This is a genomic window from Thioclava sp., assembly GCF_048263065.1.
Classification (GTDB): Bacteria; Pseudomonadota; Alphaproteobacteria; order Rhodobacterales; family Rhodobacteraceae; genus Thioclava.
Genome location: NZ_JBLXEM010000018.1, coordinates 1 through 19,690, shown reverse-complemented (window position 1 = coordinate 19,690; position 19,690 = coordinate 1). Strand labels below are relative to the sequence as shown.

Sequence of the window (19,690 nt, the reverse complement as noted above, 5' to 3'; positions counted from 1 at the left end):
TGCGGGTGATCAAAGAATCTCCAGCACAGCCTCGGGCGGGCGGCCAATGCGCGCGGCTGTGTCCGTGATCACCACGGGGCGTTCGATCAGCTTGGGATCGGACCTAAGCGCTGCGAGAATGTCATTCTTGGCCGCATTCTTGGGCAGATCGCTGTCTTTCCAGCGTAGCAGCGCCGAGGCCGGCTGGCCCAGCTTACGCAGCACATCCTGTAGCTCGGCCATGCTGGGGGGCTGTTTTTGATAATCGCGCACCGTGACGGAGATCCCACGATCTTGCAAAAGCGCCAGCGTCGCGCGCGATTTCGAGCAGCGCGGATTATGCCACAGCGTCACAGCCATTTGTCTCGCCCACTGCCCACGGCGTCTGCCACCGTCTCAAACCCGTCGCGTTCCAGTAACGCATCCAGCCCCGTCGCAATATCTGCCGCAAGCGAAAGGCCTGAAAACACCATCGCGGTGTAGAACTGCACCGCACTCGCGCCCGCGCAGATCTTGTCATATGCGTCCTGCGCCGAGCTGATCCCGCCCACGCCGATCAGCGGCAAGCGCCCCTCGGTCAGTTTCGACATCTGCGCCAGAATACGTGTTGAGCGTTCAAACAAAGGCGCGCCCGACAGCCCGCCTTGCGCAGGCGCCGTTGGGTCTTGCAAGCCATAGCGCGCAAGCGTGGTGTTGGTTGCGATCACCCCGTCGATACCCGAGTTCAGCGCCACTTCGGCGATCTCGGCCAGCTCGTCTTCGTTCAGATCGGGCGCAATTTTCAGGAACACGGGAATGCGCCGTTCCAGCCCGTCGCGCGTCTTGATCACCCCGGCCAACAGCCCCGACAGCGCCGCCTTACCCTGCAAATCGCGCAGACGCTCGGTATTGGGCGAGGACACGTTGACGGTCGCAAAATCAATATGCGGCCCAGCATGCGACAGCACGGTCGCGAAATCGGCAGCGCGATCCGAGGCGTCTTTATTCGCGCCTAGGTTCAGCCCGACGGGAATCCCCTCGGGGCGCTTGGCGAGGCGCGCGGTGATCGCCTCCATCCCCTGATTGTTAAAGCCAAACCGGTTGATCGCGGCGCGATCCGCGCTTAGCCGCCACAGGCGCGGGCGCGGGTTGCCTTCTTGCGCGTGGGGCGTGGCAGCCCCGACCTCTAGAAAGCCAAAGCCCGCCCGCATCAGCGGCAAAACCGCTTGCGCATTCTTGTCAAAGCCAGCCGCCAGCCCCACCGGATTGGGCAGAGACATCCCCGCCAGATCCGTTTTCAGCCGCGCCGATGTCACCGGGCCGGGCAGGGGCAGCAGCCCTGCACGCAGCGCCTTGATCGACAGATCATGCGCCGTTTCGGGGTCGAGGCGATGGAGCACACCCAGACCGACCCGTTCAATCAATCCGCTCATACAAGACCCTCGGGGAAAATATGCCCCGTCGCGCCCAAAGGCAGCGCATGGTCCCAGATCACTTCGCTCAGTTGCAGCGGGCGATAGAGATGGGGGAATAACTGATCCCCGCGCGAGAGCTCCCATTTCAGTTCACGCCCCATCGCATCGGGATCAAATGCCACGATCACCAGGTCAGAAACGTCCGCGAAATGTTTCGCCGCCGTTTCAACCACCTGCGCGGCGGTCGAGAAATGGATGTAGCCATCGGCCAGATCGATCGGCGCGCCCAATGTGTGGCCCGCTTCTCCAAACGCATCCCATTCGGGGCGGCGAAAAATCTTGTAAATCAACATGGCCAATCTCTTGGCCCAAAGGCGCGCCCCGGTCAAGCAGGCGTTGAGTTTGCGCTTCTTTGCCAATCCGGCTTGAAGGCGCGCGCCGGGGGCGCTAAAAGGACCTCAGCGCGGGCGTTGTGTAATGGTAAGACCCTAGCCTTCCAAGCTAGAGACGCGGGTTCGATTCCCGCCGCCCGCTCCATCCTCTCCCTCAGAGAACCGAAACCCACCGGCGCGCGTGGCTCCGATGGGTTTGACATGTTTCGGCGTGTCTTACTTGGTCAAAATCAGCTTGCCGGCTTTGGTGATCCGTAGCGTGTAAACCTGACCATTGTGAACAATCTGCGCCAAATTGCCCTGATCAGTCAATTTTCGTGCATCATGCGCCGGAAGCGGGGGTGGAAACTTCGTTGCCATATTCATCGTTTCGCCCCTTCAATTCGATCGAGTGCCATCTCAAGCGAGGCAGAGCTAGGCAAAGCCCCTGCGCACAGCGCGTCCACGATATCACGCAGGCTGAGGGGTGGGTCATTGCGGGTATCGGCCCGAAAACGGGGGCCGGGGAAGGATGCGCGTTTCATCTTCCGGTCTCCTTAGTGCTGGCGGGCTGGTCGGGGATCGACGAGCCGATGCACATAAGTTGATTGAAAGAGTCGGAATTGTAAACATGATTATTTTTGTCAGGTATTAAAATTCTGCAGCCTGTGATGCGCCCCCTTAGAACCACTGGCCGGGTTCCATCAGCCCCAAATCCATCAACTGCTGGCTCGACCAGTCAAACCGCGCCGAGTTCGACCACGCGAAACGCTCGATGTCATAGGTCGAGCCGGGGTTGAATTTCAGCGCTTTGGCGACCCGGAACGACGCAATCGCGCAGGTCAGATTGTGGTGCCACGGGCAGGAATAGGTGTTGTATTCCTCGTCATTAAACGTGTGATTGGCGCGCAGTTTCAGCCCCGGCTTGGCGCGAAACAGCGCGATGCGGTCAATCCGACGGCGCGCTTTGGGGATGTGTTCCTCAAACCGCCAGCGCAGCCCGCCGAAGAAATCAAGCTGGCGTTCCTTGGGGTGGTTGTGATTGTCAGGGTCGGTGCGCGCCAGGGCGTAATAGCCCGAGCGATCAAACAGCGCCGCGTCCGCATCCACGCCGTTGCGGTGGCTGTGCAGATCCTCGGCGTAAAGGTCGATCACATAGCTCAGCATGGCCGAGCGGCGCTCTTCGCCATGAAACACCAGCAACTCGCCAATCGAGCGGGTCTCGCAGAACGGATAAAACAGGTATTCCGCGTTAAAGCAGTAATAGCCCCAAACGCCCGTCTCCATCGCCTCGATGATCGAGTTGATCGCATGGATCATCGCATCGGGGCGGTGCAGTTCAAACCCGATCCGGTGGATTTGTACCTTTGCCTCACCTGCTAGATCATCCGGCAGTTCCAGCGCCGCCGCCGCCAGCACCAAAAGCACCGGAAAGCCCAATCCGATATGGTGGCGCACCGTGCCTTCCAGCTCGACGCCATCCTCGGCCAAGATGATGCCGACCGGCCCCTTGGCTAAAGCCGCGCGCTGGGTGTTCAAAAAGCCCGCCAGAGAAGTGTGTTTCATGCCTGTTTCCTGCCATCTGCGGGCGGTTCGCGCCCAAGATCGGCCAAGTGCGGCGTGATTGCAAGCGCGCTGCGCCCTTGCGCCAAAGGGGTGCTTCGCGTTATCAGCGCCCCTTAATGACGCGCGCGAGGATGTCATGGCCGACACGACGAAAAAGCTGCATATCAAGACCTATGGCTGTCAGATGAATGTCTATGACAGCGAGCGCATGGCCGAGTCGATGGCCGCGCAGGGCTATGAGCTGACCGATGATGTGGGCGCGGCGGATATGGTGCTGCTTAACACCTGCCACATTCGCGAAAAAGCCGCCGATAAGATGTATTCCGATCTTGGTCGTTTGCGCCCCTATAAAGAGGCCAAGCCGGATCTGAAAATCGGCGTTGCGGGCTGTGTCGCGCAGGCCGAGGGTGACGAGATCTTGCGCCGCTCTGATCTGGTCAATCTGGTTGTCGGCAGCCAAAGCTATCACAAGCTGCCCGAACTGGTCGCGCGCACCGACAATGGCGCACGTCCGGTCGAAACCGAGTTTCCCCTTGAAGACAAGTTCGACCATCTGCCCGCGCGTCCGCGCCAAACCCGCCCCACCGCGTTTCTGACTGTGCAAGAGGGTTGCGACAAGTTCTGTGCCTTTTGCGTTGTGCCCTATACACGCGGGGCTGAGGTCTCGCGTCCGGCCGAAAAGATCCTGAGCGAAGCGCGCGATCTGGTCGAAAAAGGCGTGCGCGAAATCACCCTGCTGGGCCAGAACGTCAACGCCTATCACGGCCAAGGGACGGGCGGCGATTGGGGGCTGGCGCGTCTGGCGCGTGCATTGGCGAAAATCGACGGGCTAGAGCGCATCCGCTACACCACCTCGCACCCCAACGACATGGAAGACGACCTGATCGCGGCGCATGGCGACGAGCCCAAGCTGATGCCCTATCTGCATCTTCCCGTGCAATCGGGCAGCGACCGTATTCTCAAGGCGATGAACCGCAAGCACACAGCCGAGCAATATATCCGTCTGATCGAGCGCATCCGCGCCGCGCGGCCCGATCTGGTGCTGTCGGGCGACTTCATCGTCGGCTTCCCCGGCGAAACCGATCAGGACTTTGAAGCCACGATGGCGCTGATCCGTGAGGTTAATTACGGCATGGCCTATTCGTTCAAATACTCGCCCCGCCCCGGCACGCCTGCCATGGGCCGCGACGGTGCGATCCCCGAGGACGTCGCCAATGCGCGCTTGCAAGAATTGCAGGCGCTACTGGGCGATCAGCAACGGGCGTGTCAGCGCTCGATGATCGGGCGCGAGGTGAGCGTGCTGTTTGAAAAGAAGGGCCGGATGGAGGGCCAGTGGGTCGGAAAATCCGACTATCTGCAAGCCGTCCATGTGCGCGGCGAGGGGCTGGCACCCGGCGTTCTGGCGCGCGTGCGCATCACCGAGGCCGCGCCCAATTCGCTGGCGGGCGAGCTGATCTGAGCCCGCCCCGCCAAGGGTCTAGTCTTAGTTCGGGCCGGGCGGATCTGCCGCGATCGCACGCAGCAACTCGGCACGCATCGCATCGGGATTGCCCACAAGGCTTTCTTTCTTGCAGATCTCGGTCGCCAGCCCGTTGGCATCGCCGTAATCGTAGCCATATTTTACAAGGTCATCGACAAAGCTGCCCTGCGGCTGATCCCAGATCGTTTCGCGCCATGGACCACGAAAGCAATCGATATGGATTACCTGCTTGATGACGGGGCCGCAGTTGGTTTTGGCAGAGGCATGAACACGCCCGGTCGGCCCGGTATAGCAAGACGCACCCGCCGAGGCGGCCCCAGCACCAAGGGTGCCTGCAAGAATTATGGCAATAGCGATGGGTTTCATCAGATTTTCGTCTCCTGATCGGCAGCAAAAGGCTTTGTCCGGGGCAATCGGCAGGAAGCCGCCAAGACATAAATAAGCTCTATACGCCTGATTCGTGAAATTTGAGAAGGATTCTCTATGATTAGAGATGATTTGCGAACAATGCCAAGAAATCCACGGCCTAGTTTCTATGCCGTCGACAATCCCAGCATAACGCCGCGCGATCCGGACTGACGGTCCGACGCGGTGGCCCAAGGGGCTGGCATTTGCTTGCACCCCTGAGGATGACGTCAAATTGCGGTGAAAGTTTGGCGATCACGTTTCTGTCTTTAGCCATCGTGCCGCTACCCTAGGGGATATGTTGTCGATTTAGCTACAATATGTAGGGGGAATCCGGGTCAGGCCCCCATATTTCCGTTCCCTCACATCAAATTTTCGGTAGAATGCAAAAAATGACATTGATTGGTAGCAGATTGCAGCGCGCAACCTGCCCTAGACCGGAAGGAAGCTGGTGGATATGACCCTCACCTCTATTTTCAAACCTGCCGCCGGTATGCTGGCAGCGGCTTTGGTTGCGTTTGCGACAGCACCAATGCCGGTGATGGCGCAATCCACCACGACGGCCGAGCCCTACATCCCCACCATCTGGATTGATCCCGATGGGTGCGAGCATTGGGTCATGGATGACGGTGCCGAGGGCTATATGGACGCGCGCAAAACCCGCGACGGTCGCCCGGTCTGCCACCGCAACGTCTGTGGCATCGTGCCCACCGACCAGTTGTTCACGACCGACCGGTCGCAGATCACGACCTCGGGTCGTCAGTATCTGCAAAACTTCTTCCGCACCGCGAAGGCCCGCAAGTTCATCATCACCGGGCACACCGATAGCCGCGCCTCGGATGAATACAACATGCGCCTGTCCAAGCGTCGCGCCCAAGCCGTGGCGAAAGTCGCCCAATCGGTCGGCGCGCCGGTGCTGGCAATCAACTGGTATGGCGAGCGGATGCCGCGCGCGACCAACAAAACAGCAGCAGGCATGGCGGAAAACCGTCGCGTCGAAATCATCTGCGTGAAGTGAGGGGCAGGGACATGGATGTGACGAGATTTCTTCTGATCGGTGCGGCCGCTGTGTCGTTGGCAGCGTGTGAGGGCGGCGAAGGGATTCGCCAGATCGGGCCCGACAAGTCCATCGACGGTGGCATCGACGCCAAGCATCTCAGCCAACTCAAGGCGGGGGTCTGGATCGACCCGGAAGGCTGCGATCATTGGATCATTGACGATGGCGTCGAGGGCTATTTGACCGCGCGCGTAGATGATTACGGCAAGCCGATTTGTTCGGGTGCTGGTCCGCGTAATACTGCGGTCGGTCCGTTCAAATCAGGCTCACCGATTGGCGACTCTCTCTAATCGAGATGAATTTCGCCTAAAATTTAGGCAAACGACCCGCGCGGAACCCCGCGCGGGTTTTTTCGTTGCTGTTTCATGAAATCTCGCCTACCGCAGGGCCCTTCGCAAAACCAGTGCTTGCGTGAATCCCCATCGGCAGGCACCATATATCTACATAACCAGCTTAGGGAGACACTCTTTTTGGGCTTTAGCGCGATCACACCCCCGCCTCGCTCTCAGGACGTTCATGAAACGCTTCTTGAGTTCCCCGACAACCGGCTATTGATCGATTTATGCGGCGAATTTGACCGCAACCTCGCCCAAATAGAGCATAAATTGCAAGTCCATGTCCTGCGACGAGGCAATCAACTCGCCGTCGTTGGTAGTGCCGAAGCTCAGCTTCAGGCCGCCGCCGTTCTGCACCAGATGTATCAGCGACTCGAGCAGGGCAAACCGATTGACGCCGAAGAGGTGGATGCGGCTTTGCGTCTGGCCGATCTGGGCGTTACGGGCACGTCGATGGATGAACAGCTTGAGATGTTCGCCGCCGGGAAATACGAAATCCGCACCCGTAAGAAACAGGTCGAGCCGCGCACCGAGGCGCAGAAAGCCTACGTTCAGCATCTGTTTGAAAACGAACTGGCCTTTGGCATCGGACCTGCGGGCACAGGCAAGACCTATCTCGCGGTGGCCGTGGGCGTGACCATGCTGATCGGCGGGCATGTCGACAAGATCATCCTGTCGCGTCCCGCTGTTGAGGCGGGCGAGCGTCTGGGCTTTTTGCCCGGCGATATGAAGGACAAAGTCGATCCCTACATGCAGCCGCTTTATGATGCGCTCAACGACTTCCTGCCTGCCAAGCAGCTTGCCAAGCTGACCGAGGAAAAACGCATCGAGATCGCGCCTTTGGCCTTTATGCGCGGGCGCACGCTGTCCAACGCTTTCGTCGTTCTGGACGAGGCGCAAAACGCGACCACGATGCAGATGAAGATGTTCCTGACCCGTCTGGGGCAGGGCTCTCGCATGGTGATTACGGGGGATCGCACGCAGGTCGATCTGCCGCGTGGCATGCCCTCGGGGCTGGCGGATGCCGAACGTATTCTTGGCGATGTCGCGGGCGTCTCGTTCAACTACTTCACCTCGAAAGACGTTGTGCGCCACCCGATGGTTGCCAAGATCATCGAAGCCTACGAAAGCGCCGAGCTGTAACCTTCAGCCCAACAATTTTCCTTACGCGTCCGCCTTTGGGTGGGCGCGTTTGCGTATAGCCGCCGTATAGTCGCGCAGCATCGGCACACGGCGAGGGCGGAAGCTGTCACTCAGCACCTCAATCGCACGCATTCTGGCGATCACGAACTTCCGGTAATCCTCGCGCAGGCTGCACAACGCCAGCAGCATCTGTTCACGATCCAGATAGACAAACCCCAGCGGCCAAATCACCCGCACGGTTTCCGTCCCGTCACGGTCGCAATAATGCAGCCGCATCATCCGCTCGTCCCAAGCGGCTTGGCGGATTAACGACAGATCGACCGGCGGGGCGGGGCGCTTGTGCATCCGATACGAGGCCAGCACCGCATGGGCAGCCTGATGGGCGCGGCTTTCCGGTAGGGTCGCGGTGATCTTGGCCAACGCCATTTCGCCCGCACGCGCCAGATCCGTGTCACCCAGATGACGCAGTTCGGCCAGCCCCAGAACCAGCGCTTCCAGCTCTAGCCGCGACAGGTTTTGCGGTGGCATCGCGGGGTCTTCACTCAGCGTGTAGCCATAACCCGCCGCCCCGTCGATCAGTGCCCCGCCTGCACGCAAAGCTTCGATGTCGCGGTAAAGCGTGCGCTCGGACACCTCGGTTTCTGCCGCTAGCTGTGCAGCGGTCACCGGCGCGGGAAGGCGGCGCATCGCGTCAAGCAGGCGAAACAAGCGATCAGCGCGGGGCATGGCGGCTCCTGTCGGTTTCTGACAGGAGGATGGTGGCATAGTCATCCTGTCAATAATAGTCAGGAGACATATCATGATCCTCTATCATTCCCCGCGCACCCGCTCGACATCAGTGATCACCCTCTTGCATGAACTGGGACTTTTCGAGGCGGTCGAGATTCGCGTCGTGAACGTGCGGCGTGGCGATGGCTCTGGGCATATCGACCCGACCAACGCTCATCCCGAAGGCAAGGTGCCCTATCTGGTTGATGGCGACGAACACATTCGCGAACGCGGCGCGATCTTTACCTATCTGTGCGAAAAGGCCCCGCAAGCCGGGTTCGCACCGCAACCGGGTGCGCCGGGGCGGGGCGCTTTCTTAAGCTGGATGGCCTATTATCAGGGCGTGATGGAGCCAGTGATGGTCGCCACGATTCTGGGCCTTGCCAATGAGGGGTTCGCAAGCACCTTCCGCGGCCGCGATGAAATCACTGCTGAATTGCGCCGCGCACTTGATCGCGGCGACTATCTGCTGGGCGGTCAGTATTCTGCCGCCGATCTTCTGGTGGCCTCGCCCTATCTCTGGTTTCCCGATTTCGCGCCCGACGATGGGGTGATCAAGGCTTGGCTTAACCGTTGCGGCGCGCGCAAGAGCCTTGCGCAGACAGCGGCATATGACAGCGCCTTGATGGCTGACTTGGCGTGACGTTTCGCGCCCTTGCCCCGACTGAACCGGGCGGTTTATTCTGGCCGCCCGGACACGCCGTCCGGGTGCGGAGGCATGATGTCGGACACAGGGAAAATCAATCGCGGGCGCAAGTTCGATCAGGTGCTGCAGGGCGCGCGTGAGGTGTTCTTGCGCGACGGCTTTGACGGTGCCTCGGTCGATGACATCGCCAAGGAAGCGGGCGTTTCCAAAGCCACGCTTTACAGCTATTTCCCCGATAAGCAGCTGATGTTTCTGGAAGTCGCCAAGACCGAATGTCAGCGTCAGGCCGATCAGGCGCTGGCAGAGATTGAGTTCGACCAACCGCCCGAAGTCGTGCTGTCGATTGCTGCGCGCCAGATCATCGATTTCATGGCCTCGGATCTGGGGCAGGGGATTTATCGGCTATGCGTGGCCGAGGGCGAGCGATTTCCCGATTTGGGGCGTGCCTTTTACGCCTCTGGCCCTGCCTTGGTGCACCGCACGTTGCTCGACTATCTGCAAAAGGCGGTCGCGCGGGGCGAGTTGGTAATCGACGACCTCGATCTGGCCGCGCATTTGTTTGCCGAGATGTGCAAGGCAGACCTGCATGCCAAGCTGGTCTTTGGCGTCGAATGCTGTCCTGCCGCAACCGATAAGGAGCGCGTGATCCGCGGCGCGGTGGCGATGTTCATGGCGCGCTACGGAACGAAGTCGCGCTGATCCGGCCTAGGCCAGATCGCGCACCATCCACTGATTTCCCTCACCGCGTTGCAACTGGAACCGCCCCGTTTTGAGCAGCAAATCCGACAGTTTGGCGCTGCCATAGGTGCGAGTGTCGAAATCGGGGTTGGCTTGGGTGATGAACTGACCAAGCTGGCCCAGCGAATACCATTCCTCCTCTAGCCCGATCGCCTTCATCGCGTTCGAGATGATCGGGATTGCCGCCGTTGGGGGTTGCTTGCCGCTGGAGGCTTTGGCGGGGGCACTCTTGTCTGCGGCGGGCTTGGCCGGGGCCTCGGGGCTGTCGCCATTTCCAAGGTTTTCGACATAGATGAACCGCTTGCAGGCCTTGCGAAACGCCTCGGGGGTTTTCTGCTCGCCGATGCCATAAACATCTAGGCCCTGCTCGCGGATACGCGCGGCCAGGCGGGTGAAATCGCTATCCGATGACACCAGCACGAAGCCGTCAAACAGATTGGAATGCAGGAAATCCATCGCCGCAATCACAAGCCCGATGTCAGAGGCGTTCTTGCCTTTGGTGTTGGAAAATTGCTGATCGGCGACCAGACCCAATTCCGCCACGCGTTTGGCCCAGCCCGCCAAGCGCTGTGCCGACCAGTCGCCATAGATCCGGCGCACCGAGGCCTCGCCCAAAGACGCGATCTCTTCAAATATCGCACCGGCATAAGACGCAGGCACATTATCGGCGTCGATCAACACACACAGACGGGGGGCGCGTTGGGACGGGGCGGCATGAGTGAACTCGGGCAGATCGGACATTGAAGTTTCCTTGTAGTTTGTAGTGCGAGATAGGTCGGTCCAGCGATCATGCAACCGTTACGCGGGCGTGCAAGAGGGTCAAACGAAAAACGCCCCCTCGCAGTGGAGGGGGCGTCTCGTTTTGGCTTTAGCGGCGATCACAGATCGACATGCTTGCCCTTGTGCGGTGCCCACAGCTTTTTATTGGTGAGGTAGAGCAGCGTGCTTAGCACCACCAGCAGAAGCACGGCAACAAAGCCCCAGCGCTTGCGCGGCATCAGCTTGGGTTCTGCCGTCCACATCAAGAAGGCCGATACGTCTTGGGCCATTTGATGCACCGTTGCGGGCGTGCCGTCTTCATATTCGATCAGCTCGTCCGACAGCGGCGGAGGCATTGCGATCCAGCCGCCAGCGAAGGTGTGGTTGCCGTAGAAATACGACCCGGCCTCTTCCTTTTCTTCGCCGTCATAGCCGGTCAGGATGGAACTGATATATTCCGGCCCGCCCATGCCTTTGAAGAATTGGTTGATGCCCAGACCGTAGGGGCCGTGAAACCCCGCGCGGCCCTTGGCCATCAGCGACAGGTCCGGGCCCATGCCCTCGCCGGTTACAGTCGCGAAGTGGTCGGTTTCCTTGGCCGGGCGTTCCTCGCCGGTTTCTTTGTCGATTACGTCATGTTCGGCGGCAAAGGCACGCACCCAAGCGGGGTCCATACCAAGGCCGTCATTATCCGCGAGCGAGCGGTAGGCAACGTATTTCAGCCCATGACATGCCGAGCAAACCTCGCGGTAAACTTGAAACCCGCGACGAAGTTGTTGCTGGTCATAGGTCCCAAAGGGGCCTTCAAACGAGAAGTCGATATTCTCGACATGGCCACCCTCGGCGGCCAGCGCCGGAGCGGCGATAAGACCCGCCGCACCGATCGTCAGGGCCGAGATTGCAGAGATCAGAAAGTTTTTCATTTTGCGTCCCTCTTCCTGACTCACTCAGCCGGAGTTTGATTAATGCCGTAGTGATGATTGAAATCGTCCTCAATCGTGGCAGGCGGCGTGGTGGGTTTCTCGATCAGGCCGAGCAGCGGCAGGATGATCAGGAAGTATACGAACCAATAGGTCGCGCCGATCAGCGAGATGTAGGGGTAGATCCCTTCGGTCGGCATCGCGCCCACCCACATCAGCACCATGAAGTCGATGGCCAACAGCCAGAACCACCATTTGAACATCGGACGATAGCTGCCCGAGCGCATCTTGGAGGTATCCAGCCAGGGTGCCAGCGCCATCACGATGATCGCGCCGAACATCGCGACCACACCAAAGAACTTGGCGTCCACAATGCCAAAGGTCAGCCAGTTAACCAGCATCACCGCCCACACATCCGAGGTGAACGCGCGCAAGATCGCGTAGAACGGCAGGAAATACCATTCCGGCACGATATGGACCGGCGTCACCAGCGGGTTGGCCTCAATGTAGTTGTCAGGGTGGCCAAGGAAGTTTGGCATAAAGCCCACGACCGCTGCGAAGACCAGCAAGATCACCGCCAAGGCGAACACGTCCTTGATGACGAAATAGGGCCAGAAGGGCAGGGTGTCTTTCTCGGCCTCGGCTTTCGAGGTCTTGCGCACATCCACGCCAGTCGGGTTGTTGTTGCCCGTGGTGTGGAAGGCCCAGATATGCACGATCACCAGCGCCGCAATCACGAAGGGCAGCAAGTAGTGCAACGAGAAAAAGCGGTTCAGCGTGGCGTTATCTACTGCGGGTCCGCCCAACAACCATGCCTGAATGCTTGGTCCGATACCGGGGATCGCGCCAAACAGACCGGTGATCACCGTAGCGCCCCAGAACGACATCTGCCCCCAAGGCAGCACATAGCCCATGAACGCCGTGCCCATCATGCAAAGGTAGATGATCATACCGACGATCCATGTGATCTCACGTGGGGCTTTATACGAGCCGTAATAAAGGCCGCGGAAGATGTGGATATAGACGGCAAGGAAGAACAGCGAGGCACCGTTGGCGTGAATGTAGCGCAGTGCGTAGCCGCCATTCACATCGCGCATGATATGTTCAACCGAGGCGAAAGCCAGATCGACATGCGGGGTGTAATGCATCGCCAGAACGATGCCGGTAATGATCTGCAACACAAGGCAGAACGCCAGCACGATGCCCCAGATCCACCACCAGTTCAGGTTTCTGGGGGTGGGGATCATCAGCGTGTCATACAAAAGCCCGACAATCGGAAGGCGCGTGTGCACCCATTTCTCAACGCCCGTCTTGGGCTCGTAATGGTCGTGGGGAATGCCCGACATAAGTGGTCTCCTCAGCCCAGCAGGATTGTTGTGTCATCGGTGAACTGCGCCACCGGGATGTCGAGGTTGCGCGGTGCAGGTCCCTTGCGGATGCGACCGGCCGAGTCGTAATGCGAACCGTGGCAGGGGCAGAACCAGCCGCCGAAATCGCCCGACATATTGCCAATCGGGACGCAGCCCAGATGGGTGCACACGCCGATCATCACCAGCCACTCGCCCGCTTCGTCCATCGTGCGGTTCTCGTCGGTGGCCTCGGCGTCGGGCTTGTTGGCATTCTCCGCCGAAATATCGACCAGCTCGTCCAGCGGCACGGCGCGCGCCATGTCGATCTCTTCCTGAGTGCGGCGACGGATAAAGACCGGCTTGCCGCGCCATTTGACGGTCAGCTGGGTGCCGGTTTCGACGCCCGAAATATCGACATAGATCGACGACATTGCCTTGACGTCCGCCGAGGCGTTCATCTGATTGACCAAGGGCCAAACGGCGGCGCCAGTTACGACGGCACCGGTCCCGGCGGTCGCGTAATAGAGGAAATCCCTCCGGGTGCCTGCGGTATTATCTGCGTTGGACACGTTGTCTCTCCTTCCGGGGCCGAGCATCTTGGCCGATAGTGACGTGCCGGGGCACACGGTATAGCGTGCCCGAACATGCTTGCTCTCATAGCAATCACGGAATTGTCAGTCCAGAACGCATTCTACTGCGGGGGCGCGAATTGCTGCTGTGCAACATATCACGCAAGGTAAATTCAGTCTGCAAAGGCAAAAAGTGATCAGCGATCTGTGCATGTCGAACAAAGACAAGTCTGAGATCAAATCTTTAGCGACGTGCAAGCGAATCAATTTCGTGAGGTAGTGTGAGGTCGCGTGATCTCGTGTGAGATTGCGTGATCTTGCGTGAGCGTAGCGCGTTCCGATCCGGCCTGCCTCAATCGGGGCTCAGCATATAGCCAAGCCCGCGCACCGTTTGCAGATAGCGCGGCTCGCGGGGGTCGCGTTCAATTTTGCGCCGCAAGCGGGTGATCTGAACATCGACGGCGCGATCGCCGCCGCCCTCGTCATGCGCGGTGCGGTCGCGGCCCAGCTCTTCGATCAGCGCACTGCGCGAAACCACCTCGCCTGCATGCGTGGCGAATATCTTCATCAACTGCACCTCGGTTGCGGTCAAACGCACTGATGCCTCACCATCCCACAGCTCTCCCCGGTCGTGATCATACCGCAACGCCCCGAGCGACAGGTATTTCGGCCCGGATTCGGGCAGGTCGGGCGTGCGGCGTAAAATCGCGTTGATCCGCAACAGCAATTCCTTTGGCTCGAACGGCTTGGCCAGATAATCATCCGCCCCCGCCTCAAGCCCCTCAATGCGTTCGCGCGTGTCGCCCCGCGCTGTCAGCAGCAAAATCGGCGTCGCGATGGATTTGCGCAGATCGCGGGTCAGGCTTAGCCCATCCTCGCCCGGCATCATCACATCCATCACGATCAAGTTGAAATCGAGCCCTTCCAGCAGCCGCCGCGCATGGGCCGCGTCGCGCGCCGCCGTCACCAAGAACCCGTGACGCTGCAAAAAGGTCTTGAGCAGCGTGCGGATGCGTTCGTCATCATCAATGATCAACAGATGCTGGTCGGCCTGAAAGGTCATTACTCTTCCTTCATCTGTTGATAAATTCGCTGCAAGTCAGACCCCATCATCGCTTCAAGAACCTGACGGAATCCTGCCACCGCCTGCGGCCCGGCAGCGCGATAGGCGCTGCGCATCCTGCCACGCTGTGCCTCAGATAATGCACGCTCCAGGGTCAAACCCTCCTCGGTCAAAAACAACTGCCGCTCGCGTTTGTCACGCCGCCCAACCCGGCTTTCAACCAGACCATCCTCTATCAGCGTACGCAACACCCGGTTCAGCGATTGCTTGGTCACGCCCAGCAGCGCCAGCAACGTCGTGACTGTCAATCCCGATTGGCGATTGATGAAATGCAGCGCGCGATGATGGGCGCGACCGTAGCCATGCTCTTCCAGCAGTCTGTCAGGATCAGCAGTGAACGCGCGATAGGCAAAGAACATGGCCTCAATTCCACGCCTGAGCTGCTCATCGGTAAGAAACAGAAGGGTCTCGCCCCCCGGAGTTCCGTTATCGGCCATCTATCCCTCTCTCTTTTTCGTGACTTTAAGTCAGTCTTGTTGACTATCCAAGGCCGAACTGTTAGCGAGCGACAGTTTCCGCGCAATAAAATGACCGCATCGGTCTTAATTTGCGCAACATTCGTAAAATGGCAAGATGCCAAGGAGGGCAAGATGGCCGGGGCTTATGATGATCGCGATGGCAAGATCTGGATGGATGGGACGTTGGTGGACTGGCGCGATGCCAATGTCCATATTCTGACCCACGCGCTGCACTACGCCTCATCGGTATTTGAAGGCGAACGCTGCTACAACGGCACGATTTTCAAGTCGCGCCTGCATTCCGAACGCTTGCGCCGCTCTGCCAATCTTCTGGATATGGAAATCCCCTATTCGGTCGATGAGATCGAAGAGGCGAAATACGCGATGCTCAAGGCCAATGGCTGGACCGACGCCTATGTGCGCGCGGTGGCTTGGCGCGGGGCGGGCGACGACATGGGTGTTTCGGCGCGCAAAAACCCGGTGCGGCTGGCGGTGGCTGGCTGGGAATGGGGCAACTATTACGGTGACGCCAAAATGAAGGGCGCGCGGCTCGATATCGCGAAATGGCGCCGTCCCGACCCGCGCACCATTCCCGTCGAGGCCAAAGCCGCCGGTCTGTATATGATCTGCACCATGTCCAAACACGCCGCCGAGGATCGCGGCTATTCGGACGCGCTGTTCATGGATTGGCGCGGCTATATCGCCGAGGCGACCGGGGCTAATATCTTCTTTGTCAAAGACGGCGAAGTGCATACGCCCAAAGCCGATTGCTTCCTCAACGGGATCACCCGCCAGACCGTGATCGGGCTGCTCAAGGACAAGGGCATCACCGTGCATGAGCGCCGCATCGAACCCACCGAACTGGTCGATTTTGAGCAATGCTGGCTGACAGGCACCGCCGCTGAAGTCACCCCGGTCTCCGAAATCGGTGGTTTCCGCTTTGAAGTGGGCGCGCTGACTCGGGATATCGCGGAAACCTACGAAAAGCTCGTGCGTCGCTAATTGGCGCTAAAAAACAACAAAGGGCGCGTCCAGTGGCGCGCCCTTTTGCGTTTCTACCGCGCGATTTCAGGTCTCTTCGTGGCGCTCGATACGCACATATTGCGTGATGCGCGCGCCAGAATTCTCGTGCGAGCGTTGCGACAGCTCTTGCACGGCAGGATGGATGCCTTCCTTGCGTTGCAGGTCGAGAAAACGCTTTAAACGTGCGCCTTCTGAGGTGGATCTGGCGTGGTCAATGATATGACGGGACATCGCTTAGGCTCCTCTTTTGGTCGCTGAGGGGCCGTTTATAGCAGATTTTTTCCGAGTCGGCATGCCTTAGATCAAACTCGGCGCTCTTTCGCGCTCATGCCTGTGGAGACCCCGCCTTGCGCGCGCGCCGTCGCTCCAGCCCCAATTGGCGTTCGCGCCAGATAATCAAAATGCCCGCGCTGATCACCAGCCCCGCGCCGCTTAGCGTCCAAGCCGTTGGCACTTCGGCGAAAAACGCATAGCCAATCGCCAGCGCAAGCAGCATTGAGGCGTAATCAAAAGGCGCGATCAGCGACGCATCGGCAAAACGATAGGCCGAGGTAAGCATGATCTGCCCCGTCCCCCCGATCAGCCCTGCCAAGATCAGTAAGGTCGCTTCACGTGGCGTTGGCATGACCCAGCCAAAGGGAATCGAGGCCAGTGACAGCGTCGTCGCGGTGATCGAAAACCAGAACACGATGGCCGAGGTGCGCTCGGTGCCCACCATCCGGCGGATTTGGATCTGCGCCAATGCCGCGCAGGTCGCACCCGCCAAGGCCAAGGCCGCGCCAAACGCCTCGGCCCCGTCAGCAGGACCGGACCCGCCAAGTCGAGGCCAAAGCACCACCAACACACCCGCAAGCCCCAACCCAACGGCCGAAAACCGAAAAATCCGTACCGTTTCGCCTAGGAAAAGTGCTGCAAAAACCACCGTCAGCAACGGCGCGGCATAGCCCAAAGCGGTCGCCTCGGGCAGCGGCAGATAGGCGAGGCAGGCAAAACTCAGCGCCATCGCCGTTGTGCCAATCACCCCGCGCATCACATGGTTGATCGGCATGGCCGCACGCAGTCCCCCGCGCAACTCGTGCCGCCATGCCAGCCACACAAGCAGCGGCACCATACCAAAAGCCGATCGGAAAAACACCGCCTCACCGGGCGGTATCGTGTCCGATACCGCCTTGATCAACGCCTGCATGATGACAAACCCGGTCACCGTGCCCAGTTTCAGAGCGATGCCAAGAAACGGCGCTGGCGTGGGGAAGACAGGGGTGTTCATAGCCGATCCCTAGCAGATGCGCGCGCCGATGCCAGAGCGCGCGCGCAATTTATGCGCCCAACTGTGCCAACGCCCAAGACGCGGCCTCGGCCACCACCGGATTGGGATCAGCCACATGCGCGCGCGCGGCCTGAGTCAAACCCCGATCCCCCGAATTGCCAATCGCATACAGCACATTGCGCAAAAACCGGTCCCGCCCGATGCGCTTGACGGGAGAGCCGGAAAACCGCGTGCGAAATGCCGCGTCATCCAACCCCGCCAGTTCCGCCAAAGGCGGCGCGCCGACCCCGCCATGATAGCGGGTCTCGCGCGCTTGGGCGGCGAATTTGTTCCACGGGCAGGCGGCAAGACAATCATCACAGCCATAAATCCGGTTGCCCATTTTCGCACGCAATTCCAGATCAATCGGGCCGCTATACTCAATCGTCAGATAGGAAATGCAGCGCCGCGCATCGAGCTGGAACGGCGCAGGAAACGCCTGCGTTGGGCAGATATCCAGACAGGCGGTGCAATTGCCGCAATGCTCGACCTCGGGCGCATCGGGTGCCAACTCCAATGTCGTAAAAATCGCGCCGAGGAAAAACCAGTTTCCCAGATCGCGCGCCAAAAGATTGGTGTGCTTGCCCTGCCAGCCCAATCCTGCCGCCTGCGCCAACGGCTTTTCCATCACCGGCGCGGTATCGACAAACACCTTGATCTCGCCTTCGGGCGCCTGTTCCAGCAACCAGCGCCCGACGCGTTTTAGCCGCTTCTTGACTAGATCATGATAATCGCGCCCCTGCGCATAGGCCGAAATCACCCCGCGATCACGCTGCTCTAACAGCTCTAGCGGATTATAATCAGGCGTATAACTCTCAGCCAACATCAACACCGAGCGCGCCTGCGGCCACAGCGCCGTCGGATCACCCCGCCAAACGCGCCGCTCCTCCATCCAACCCATCTGACCGTGCATCCCGGCGCCAACAAACGACTCAAGCCGCGCAGCCGCTTGCGGGATCGCATCGGGACGTGTCACGCGCGCCTTGGAAAAACCTTCCTCAAGCGCTTTGCCCACCAGCCGTGATTTCAAATCCTGCACGGCCTCTTCCTCTTGATGAAAATATCCCGGGGGTCTGGGGGCAGCGCCCCCAGCCTGAGCGTCTCAGAAATCCAGCTCGCCATATTGCGGCGCGGGCGGCATGCCCGACAGCTGATCAGCGAGAAGCGAGCGGAAGGCCGGGCGCGATTTGATTTTCGCATACCAATCCTTCACCGCCTCGGATCGGTTCCAATCGACATCGGAAATATAATCGAGGCAGCTCAGATGCGCGGCGGCGGCGAAGTCGGCCAGCGTCATCACATCGCCCGCCAGCCAGCGACGCTGATCAAGAAGCCAGCCCATGTAATCAAGGTGAAACTTGATCGCCGACAGCCCTGCCTTCACGGTCTTGCTGTCTGGATAGCCTTCTTTGCGGACCTTCTTCCAGACCCGTTCTCCCATGACTTTCGAGGTCACTTCGGCGTTAAATTTATCGTCGAACCACGCGCACAGACGGCGCACCTCATAGCGCGCTGCCGCATCGCGCGGCAGCAAGGGCGCCTCGGGGTAGCGCTCGTCGATATATTCGCAAATCGCCTGGCTTTCGGCCATCACCATGCCGTCCATCTTGAGCACCGGCACCTTGCCCGCAGGGTTGCGACGCAGGAAATCGGCCTGCTGCTCCCAATAGCGTTCTTCGACGAGTTCGACCTCAAGCTTCTTCTCGGCCAGCGTGAGGCGAACCTTACGACAATAGGGGGATAGCGCGACGTGGTAGAGACGGATCATCGACATAGGCTTTCGCATCTCGTTTCGGGGTGGCCCTGTGATAGCGAGACGCGCGCGCGGGTTCAATGGGCGAGCGTTAGCTCCGGCGAAGGCGCGCTTGGCAGACCGGGGCCTCCGGCGGGAGTATTTAAAGCTAGATGAAAGCGGGGATCAGGATTTTGCGCGGCGGCGTTTGGGTTTTGGCGGTGGTAAGGTCTCGGCCAAAAGCGTGATCAGGCCTGCCAGCCAATCGGCATCTTCCCACAGATCTGGATCGATCTGCCAATGATCCTTGGCTTTGGGGTGCGGCTTTCCCGCGACGGGGAGATGATCTGTCGCTTCGAGATAGCTGGTAGTCTGCGCGGTCTGGCGCACGAACAACGTATCATCGCATAAAAGCGCGACCGTTTTGCGCCCCGCATAAACTGCGTACTCGCCAAACATCTTTCGCGTCGAGATCAGATCGCCCAGAACATCGCGCAACATATGTAACCGCCCCAAACGCAAGAGGTATTTTCAGAGCTTTTCTGACACGTCGTCGGGTGCTGACATAT

At 59.7% G+C, this 19,690-nt stretch carries 26 protein-coding genes and 1 tRNA gene; 8 read left to right on the top strand and 19 right to left on the bottom strand.

From position 1 onward, the window contains the following. Positions 1-9 precede the first annotated feature (9 nt). The 3 genes from arsC to ACN0SD_RS16010 are packed head-to-tail and all read right to left on the bottom strand — an operon-like array spanning position 10 to position 1,726. A complete protein-coding gene (gene arsC / locus ACN0SD_RS16020) occupies positions 10-339 on the bottom strand; it encodes an arsenate reductase (glutaredoxin) (RefSeq protein WP_417809231.1) in 330 nt (109 codons plus the stop codon). Continuing rightward, positions 330-1,391: a quinone-dependent dihydroorotate dehydrogenase gene (locus tag ACN0SD_RS16015; RefSeq protein ID WP_417809230.1), complete on the bottom strand. Its 1,062-nt coding sequence runs from the start codon at positions 1,389-1,391 to the stop codon at positions 330-332. Before ACN0SD_RS16015 ends, arsC begins: the two co-directional genes overlap by 10 nt. Beyond that, entirely contained in the window at positions 1,388-1,726 is a 339-nt protein-coding gene (locus tag ACN0SD_RS16010; protein WP_417809229.1) for a DUF952 domain-containing protein, read from the bottom strand. The genes ACN0SD_RS16015 and ACN0SD_RS16010 overlap by 4 nt, the downstream gene beginning before the upstream one ends. Before the next feature lie 110 nt (positions 1,727-1,836). Between ACN0SD_RS16010 and ACN0SD_RS16005 the strand changes: the two genes are divergently transcribed. After that, positions 1,837-1,910 (top strand) — tRNA-Gly (locus ACN0SD_RS16005). Between the two features lie 71 nt (positions 1,911-1,981). Here the strand turns inward: ACN0SD_RS16005 and hemP are convergent. The 3 genes from hemP to ACN0SD_RS15990 form a co-directional block, all read right to left on the bottom strand. Further along, positions 1,982-2,131: a hemin uptake protein HemP gene (gene hemP, locus ACN0SD_RS16000; RefSeq protein WP_417809228.1), complete on the bottom strand. Its 150-nt coding sequence runs from the start codon at positions 2,129-2,131 to the stop codon at positions 1,982-1,984. Then, positions 2,128-2,289, bottom strand: coding sequence for a hypothetical protein (locus tag ACN0SD_RS15995; protein ID WP_417809227.1), 162 nt, complete (start codon positions 2,287-2,289; stop codon positions 2,128-2,130). The genes hemP and ACN0SD_RS15995 overlap by 4 nt, the downstream gene beginning before the upstream one ends. A 136-nt stretch (positions 2,290-2,425) precedes the next feature. Next, the gene (locus tag ACN0SD_RS15990; RefSeq protein WP_417809226.1) at positions 2,426-3,310 is read right to left on the bottom strand and encodes a hypothetical protein; all 885 of its coding nucleotides are present in this window, start codon (positions 3,308-3,310) and stop codon (positions 2,426-2,428) included. A gap of 136 nt (positions 3,311-3,446) precedes the next feature. On the opposite strand from ACN0SD_RS15990, the gene miaB reads away from it, so the two are divergent. Further along, the gene (miaB, locus tag ACN0SD_RS15985) at positions 3,447-4,769 is read left to right on the top strand and encodes a tRNA (N6-isopentenyl adenosine(37)-C2)-methylthiotransferase MiaB (RefSeq protein WP_417809225.1); all 1,323 of its coding nucleotides are present in this window, start codon (positions 3,447-3,449) and stop codon (positions 4,767-4,769) included. A 24-nt stretch (positions 4,770-4,793) separates the two neighbouring features. On the opposite strand, the gene ACN0SD_RS15980 is transcribed toward miaB, so the two are convergent. After that, the gene (locus ACN0SD_RS15980) at positions 4,794-5,156 is read right to left on the bottom strand and encodes a hypothetical protein (protein WP_417809224.1); all 363 of its coding nucleotides are present in this window, start codon (positions 5,154-5,156) and stop codon (positions 4,794-4,796) included. Between the two features lie 496 nt (positions 5,157-5,652). Between ACN0SD_RS15980 and ACN0SD_RS15975 the strand changes: the two genes are divergently transcribed. The 3 genes from ACN0SD_RS15975 (at position 5,653) to ACN0SD_RS15965 (ending at position 7,730) form a co-directional block, all read left to right on the top strand. Further along, on the top strand, positions 5,653-6,213 hold the full coding sequence (locus ACN0SD_RS15975) for an OmpA family protein (protein ID WP_417809223.1): 561 nt from the start codon (positions 5,653-5,655) through the stop codon (positions 6,211-6,213). Positions 6,214-6,224: 11 nt separating this feature from the next. Continuing rightward, the gene (locus tag ACN0SD_RS15970) at positions 6,225-6,542 is read left to right on the top strand and encodes a hypothetical protein (RefSeq protein ID WP_417809222.1); all 318 of its coding nucleotides are present in this window, start codon (positions 6,225-6,227) and stop codon (positions 6,540-6,542) included. A gap of 180 nt (positions 6,543-6,722) precedes the next feature. Next, entirely contained in the window at positions 6,723-7,730 is a 1,008-nt protein-coding gene (locus tag ACN0SD_RS15965; RefSeq protein ID WP_417809221.1) for a PhoH family protein, read from the top strand. Positions 7,731-7,751: 21 nt separating this feature from the next. Here ACN0SD_RS15965 and ACN0SD_RS15960 read toward each other — a convergent pair whose 3' ends face one another. Next, positions 7,752-8,456 carry a helix-turn-helix transcriptional regulator gene (locus ACN0SD_RS15960; protein WP_417809220.1) on the bottom strand — a complete coding sequence of 235 codons (705 nt, stop codon included), beginning with the start codon at positions 8,454-8,456 and terminating at the stop codon, positions 7,752-7,754. A gap of 73 nt (positions 8,457-8,529) precedes the next feature. Between ACN0SD_RS15960 and ACN0SD_RS15955 the strand changes: the two genes are divergently transcribed. Together ACN0SD_RS15955 and ACN0SD_RS15950 are read left to right on the top strand one after the other, a co-directional pair. Beyond that, a complete protein-coding gene (locus ACN0SD_RS15955; RefSeq protein ID WP_417809219.1) occupies positions 8,530-9,141 on the top strand; it encodes a glutathione S-transferase family protein in 612 nt (203 codons plus the stop codon). A 75-nt stretch (positions 9,142-9,216) separates the two neighbouring features. Next, on the top strand, positions 9,217-9,843 hold the full coding sequence (locus ACN0SD_RS15950) for a TetR/AcrR family transcriptional regulator (protein WP_417809218.1): 627 nt from the start codon (positions 9,217-9,219) through the stop codon (positions 9,841-9,843). Between the two features lie 6 nt (positions 9,844-9,849). Here ACN0SD_RS15950 and ACN0SD_RS15945 read toward each other — a convergent pair whose 3' ends face one another. The 6 genes from ACN0SD_RS15945 to ACN0SD_RS15920 form a co-directional block, all read right to left on the bottom strand. Next, positions 9,850-10,623: an NYN domain-containing protein gene (locus ACN0SD_RS15945; RefSeq protein ID WP_417809217.1), complete on the bottom strand. Its 774-nt coding sequence runs from the start codon at positions 10,621-10,623 to the stop codon at positions 9,850-9,852. Between the two features lie 137 nt (positions 10,624-10,760). Further along, on the bottom strand, positions 10,761-11,564 hold the full coding sequence (locus ACN0SD_RS15940; RefSeq protein ID WP_417809216.1) for a cytochrome c1: 804 nt from the start codon (positions 11,562-11,564) through the stop codon (positions 10,761-10,763). A 20-nt stretch (positions 11,565-11,584) separates the two neighbouring features. Next, the gene (petB, locus tag ACN0SD_RS15935; RefSeq protein WP_417809215.1) at positions 11,585-12,907 is read right to left on the bottom strand and encodes a cytochrome b; all 1,323 of its coding nucleotides are present in this window, start codon (positions 12,905-12,907) and stop codon (positions 11,585-11,587) included. An 11-nt stretch (positions 12,908-12,918) separates the two neighbouring features. Next, positions 12,919-13,479, bottom strand: coding sequence for a ubiquinol-cytochrome c reductase iron-sulfur subunit (gene petA / locus ACN0SD_RS15930; protein WP_417809214.1), 561 nt, complete (start codon positions 13,477-13,479; stop codon positions 12,919-12,921). Positions 13,480-13,831: 352 nt separating this feature from the next. Next, complete coding sequence (locus tag ACN0SD_RS15925; RefSeq protein WP_417809213.1) at positions 13,832-14,542, bottom strand: response regulator; 711 nt, start codon at positions 14,540-14,542, stop codon at positions 13,832-13,834. Next, positions 14,542-15,039 carry a MarR family winged helix-turn-helix transcriptional regulator gene (locus ACN0SD_RS15920; RefSeq protein WP_417809212.1) on the bottom strand — a complete coding sequence of 166 codons (498 nt, stop codon included), beginning with the start codon at positions 15,037-15,039 and terminating at the stop codon, positions 14,542-14,544. The genes ACN0SD_RS15925 and ACN0SD_RS15920 overlap by 1 nt, the downstream gene beginning before the upstream one ends. Before the next feature lie 153 nt (positions 15,040-15,192). Between ACN0SD_RS15920 and ACN0SD_RS15915 the strand changes: the two genes are divergently transcribed. Then, positions 15,193-16,062 (top strand): branched-chain amino acid aminotransferase, encoded by an 870-nt coding sequence (locus ACN0SD_RS15915; protein ID WP_417809211.1) that lies wholly within the window; start codon positions 15,193-15,195, stop codon positions 16,060-16,062. Between the two features lie 66 nt (positions 16,063-16,128). On the opposite strand, the gene ACN0SD_RS15910 is transcribed toward ACN0SD_RS15915, so the two are convergent. The 5 genes from ACN0SD_RS15910 to ACN0SD_RS15890 form a co-directional block, all read right to left on the bottom strand. Further along, positions 16,129-16,314 carry a hypothetical protein gene (locus tag ACN0SD_RS15910; RefSeq protein WP_417809210.1) on the bottom strand — a complete coding sequence of 62 codons (186 nt, stop codon included), beginning with the start codon at positions 16,312-16,314 and terminating at the stop codon, positions 16,129-16,131. Between the two features lie 94 nt (positions 16,315-16,408). Beyond that, entirely contained in the window at positions 16,409-17,350 is a 942-nt protein-coding gene (locus tag ACN0SD_RS15905; protein ID WP_417809209.1) for a DMT family transporter, read from the bottom strand. Positions 17,351-17,399: 49 nt separating this feature from the next. After that, positions 17,400-18,428 (bottom strand): tRNA epoxyqueuosine(34) reductase QueG, encoded by a 1,029-nt coding sequence (gene queG / locus ACN0SD_RS15900; RefSeq protein ID WP_417809208.1) that lies wholly within the window; start codon positions 18,426-18,428, stop codon positions 17,400-17,402. A gap of 63 nt (positions 18,429-18,491) precedes the next feature. Beyond that, the gene (locus tag ACN0SD_RS15895) at positions 18,492-19,157 is read right to left on the bottom strand and encodes a glutathione S-transferase family protein (RefSeq protein WP_038128766.1); all 666 of its coding nucleotides are present in this window, start codon (positions 19,155-19,157) and stop codon (positions 18,492-18,494) included. Positions 19,158-19,307: 150 nt separating this feature from the next. Further along, on the bottom strand, positions 19,308-19,622 hold the full coding sequence (locus ACN0SD_RS15890) for a TfoX/Sxy family protein (protein WP_417809207.1): 315 nt from the start codon (positions 19,620-19,622) through the stop codon (positions 19,308-19,310). Between the last annotated feature and the right edge of the window lie 68 nt (positions 19,623-19,690).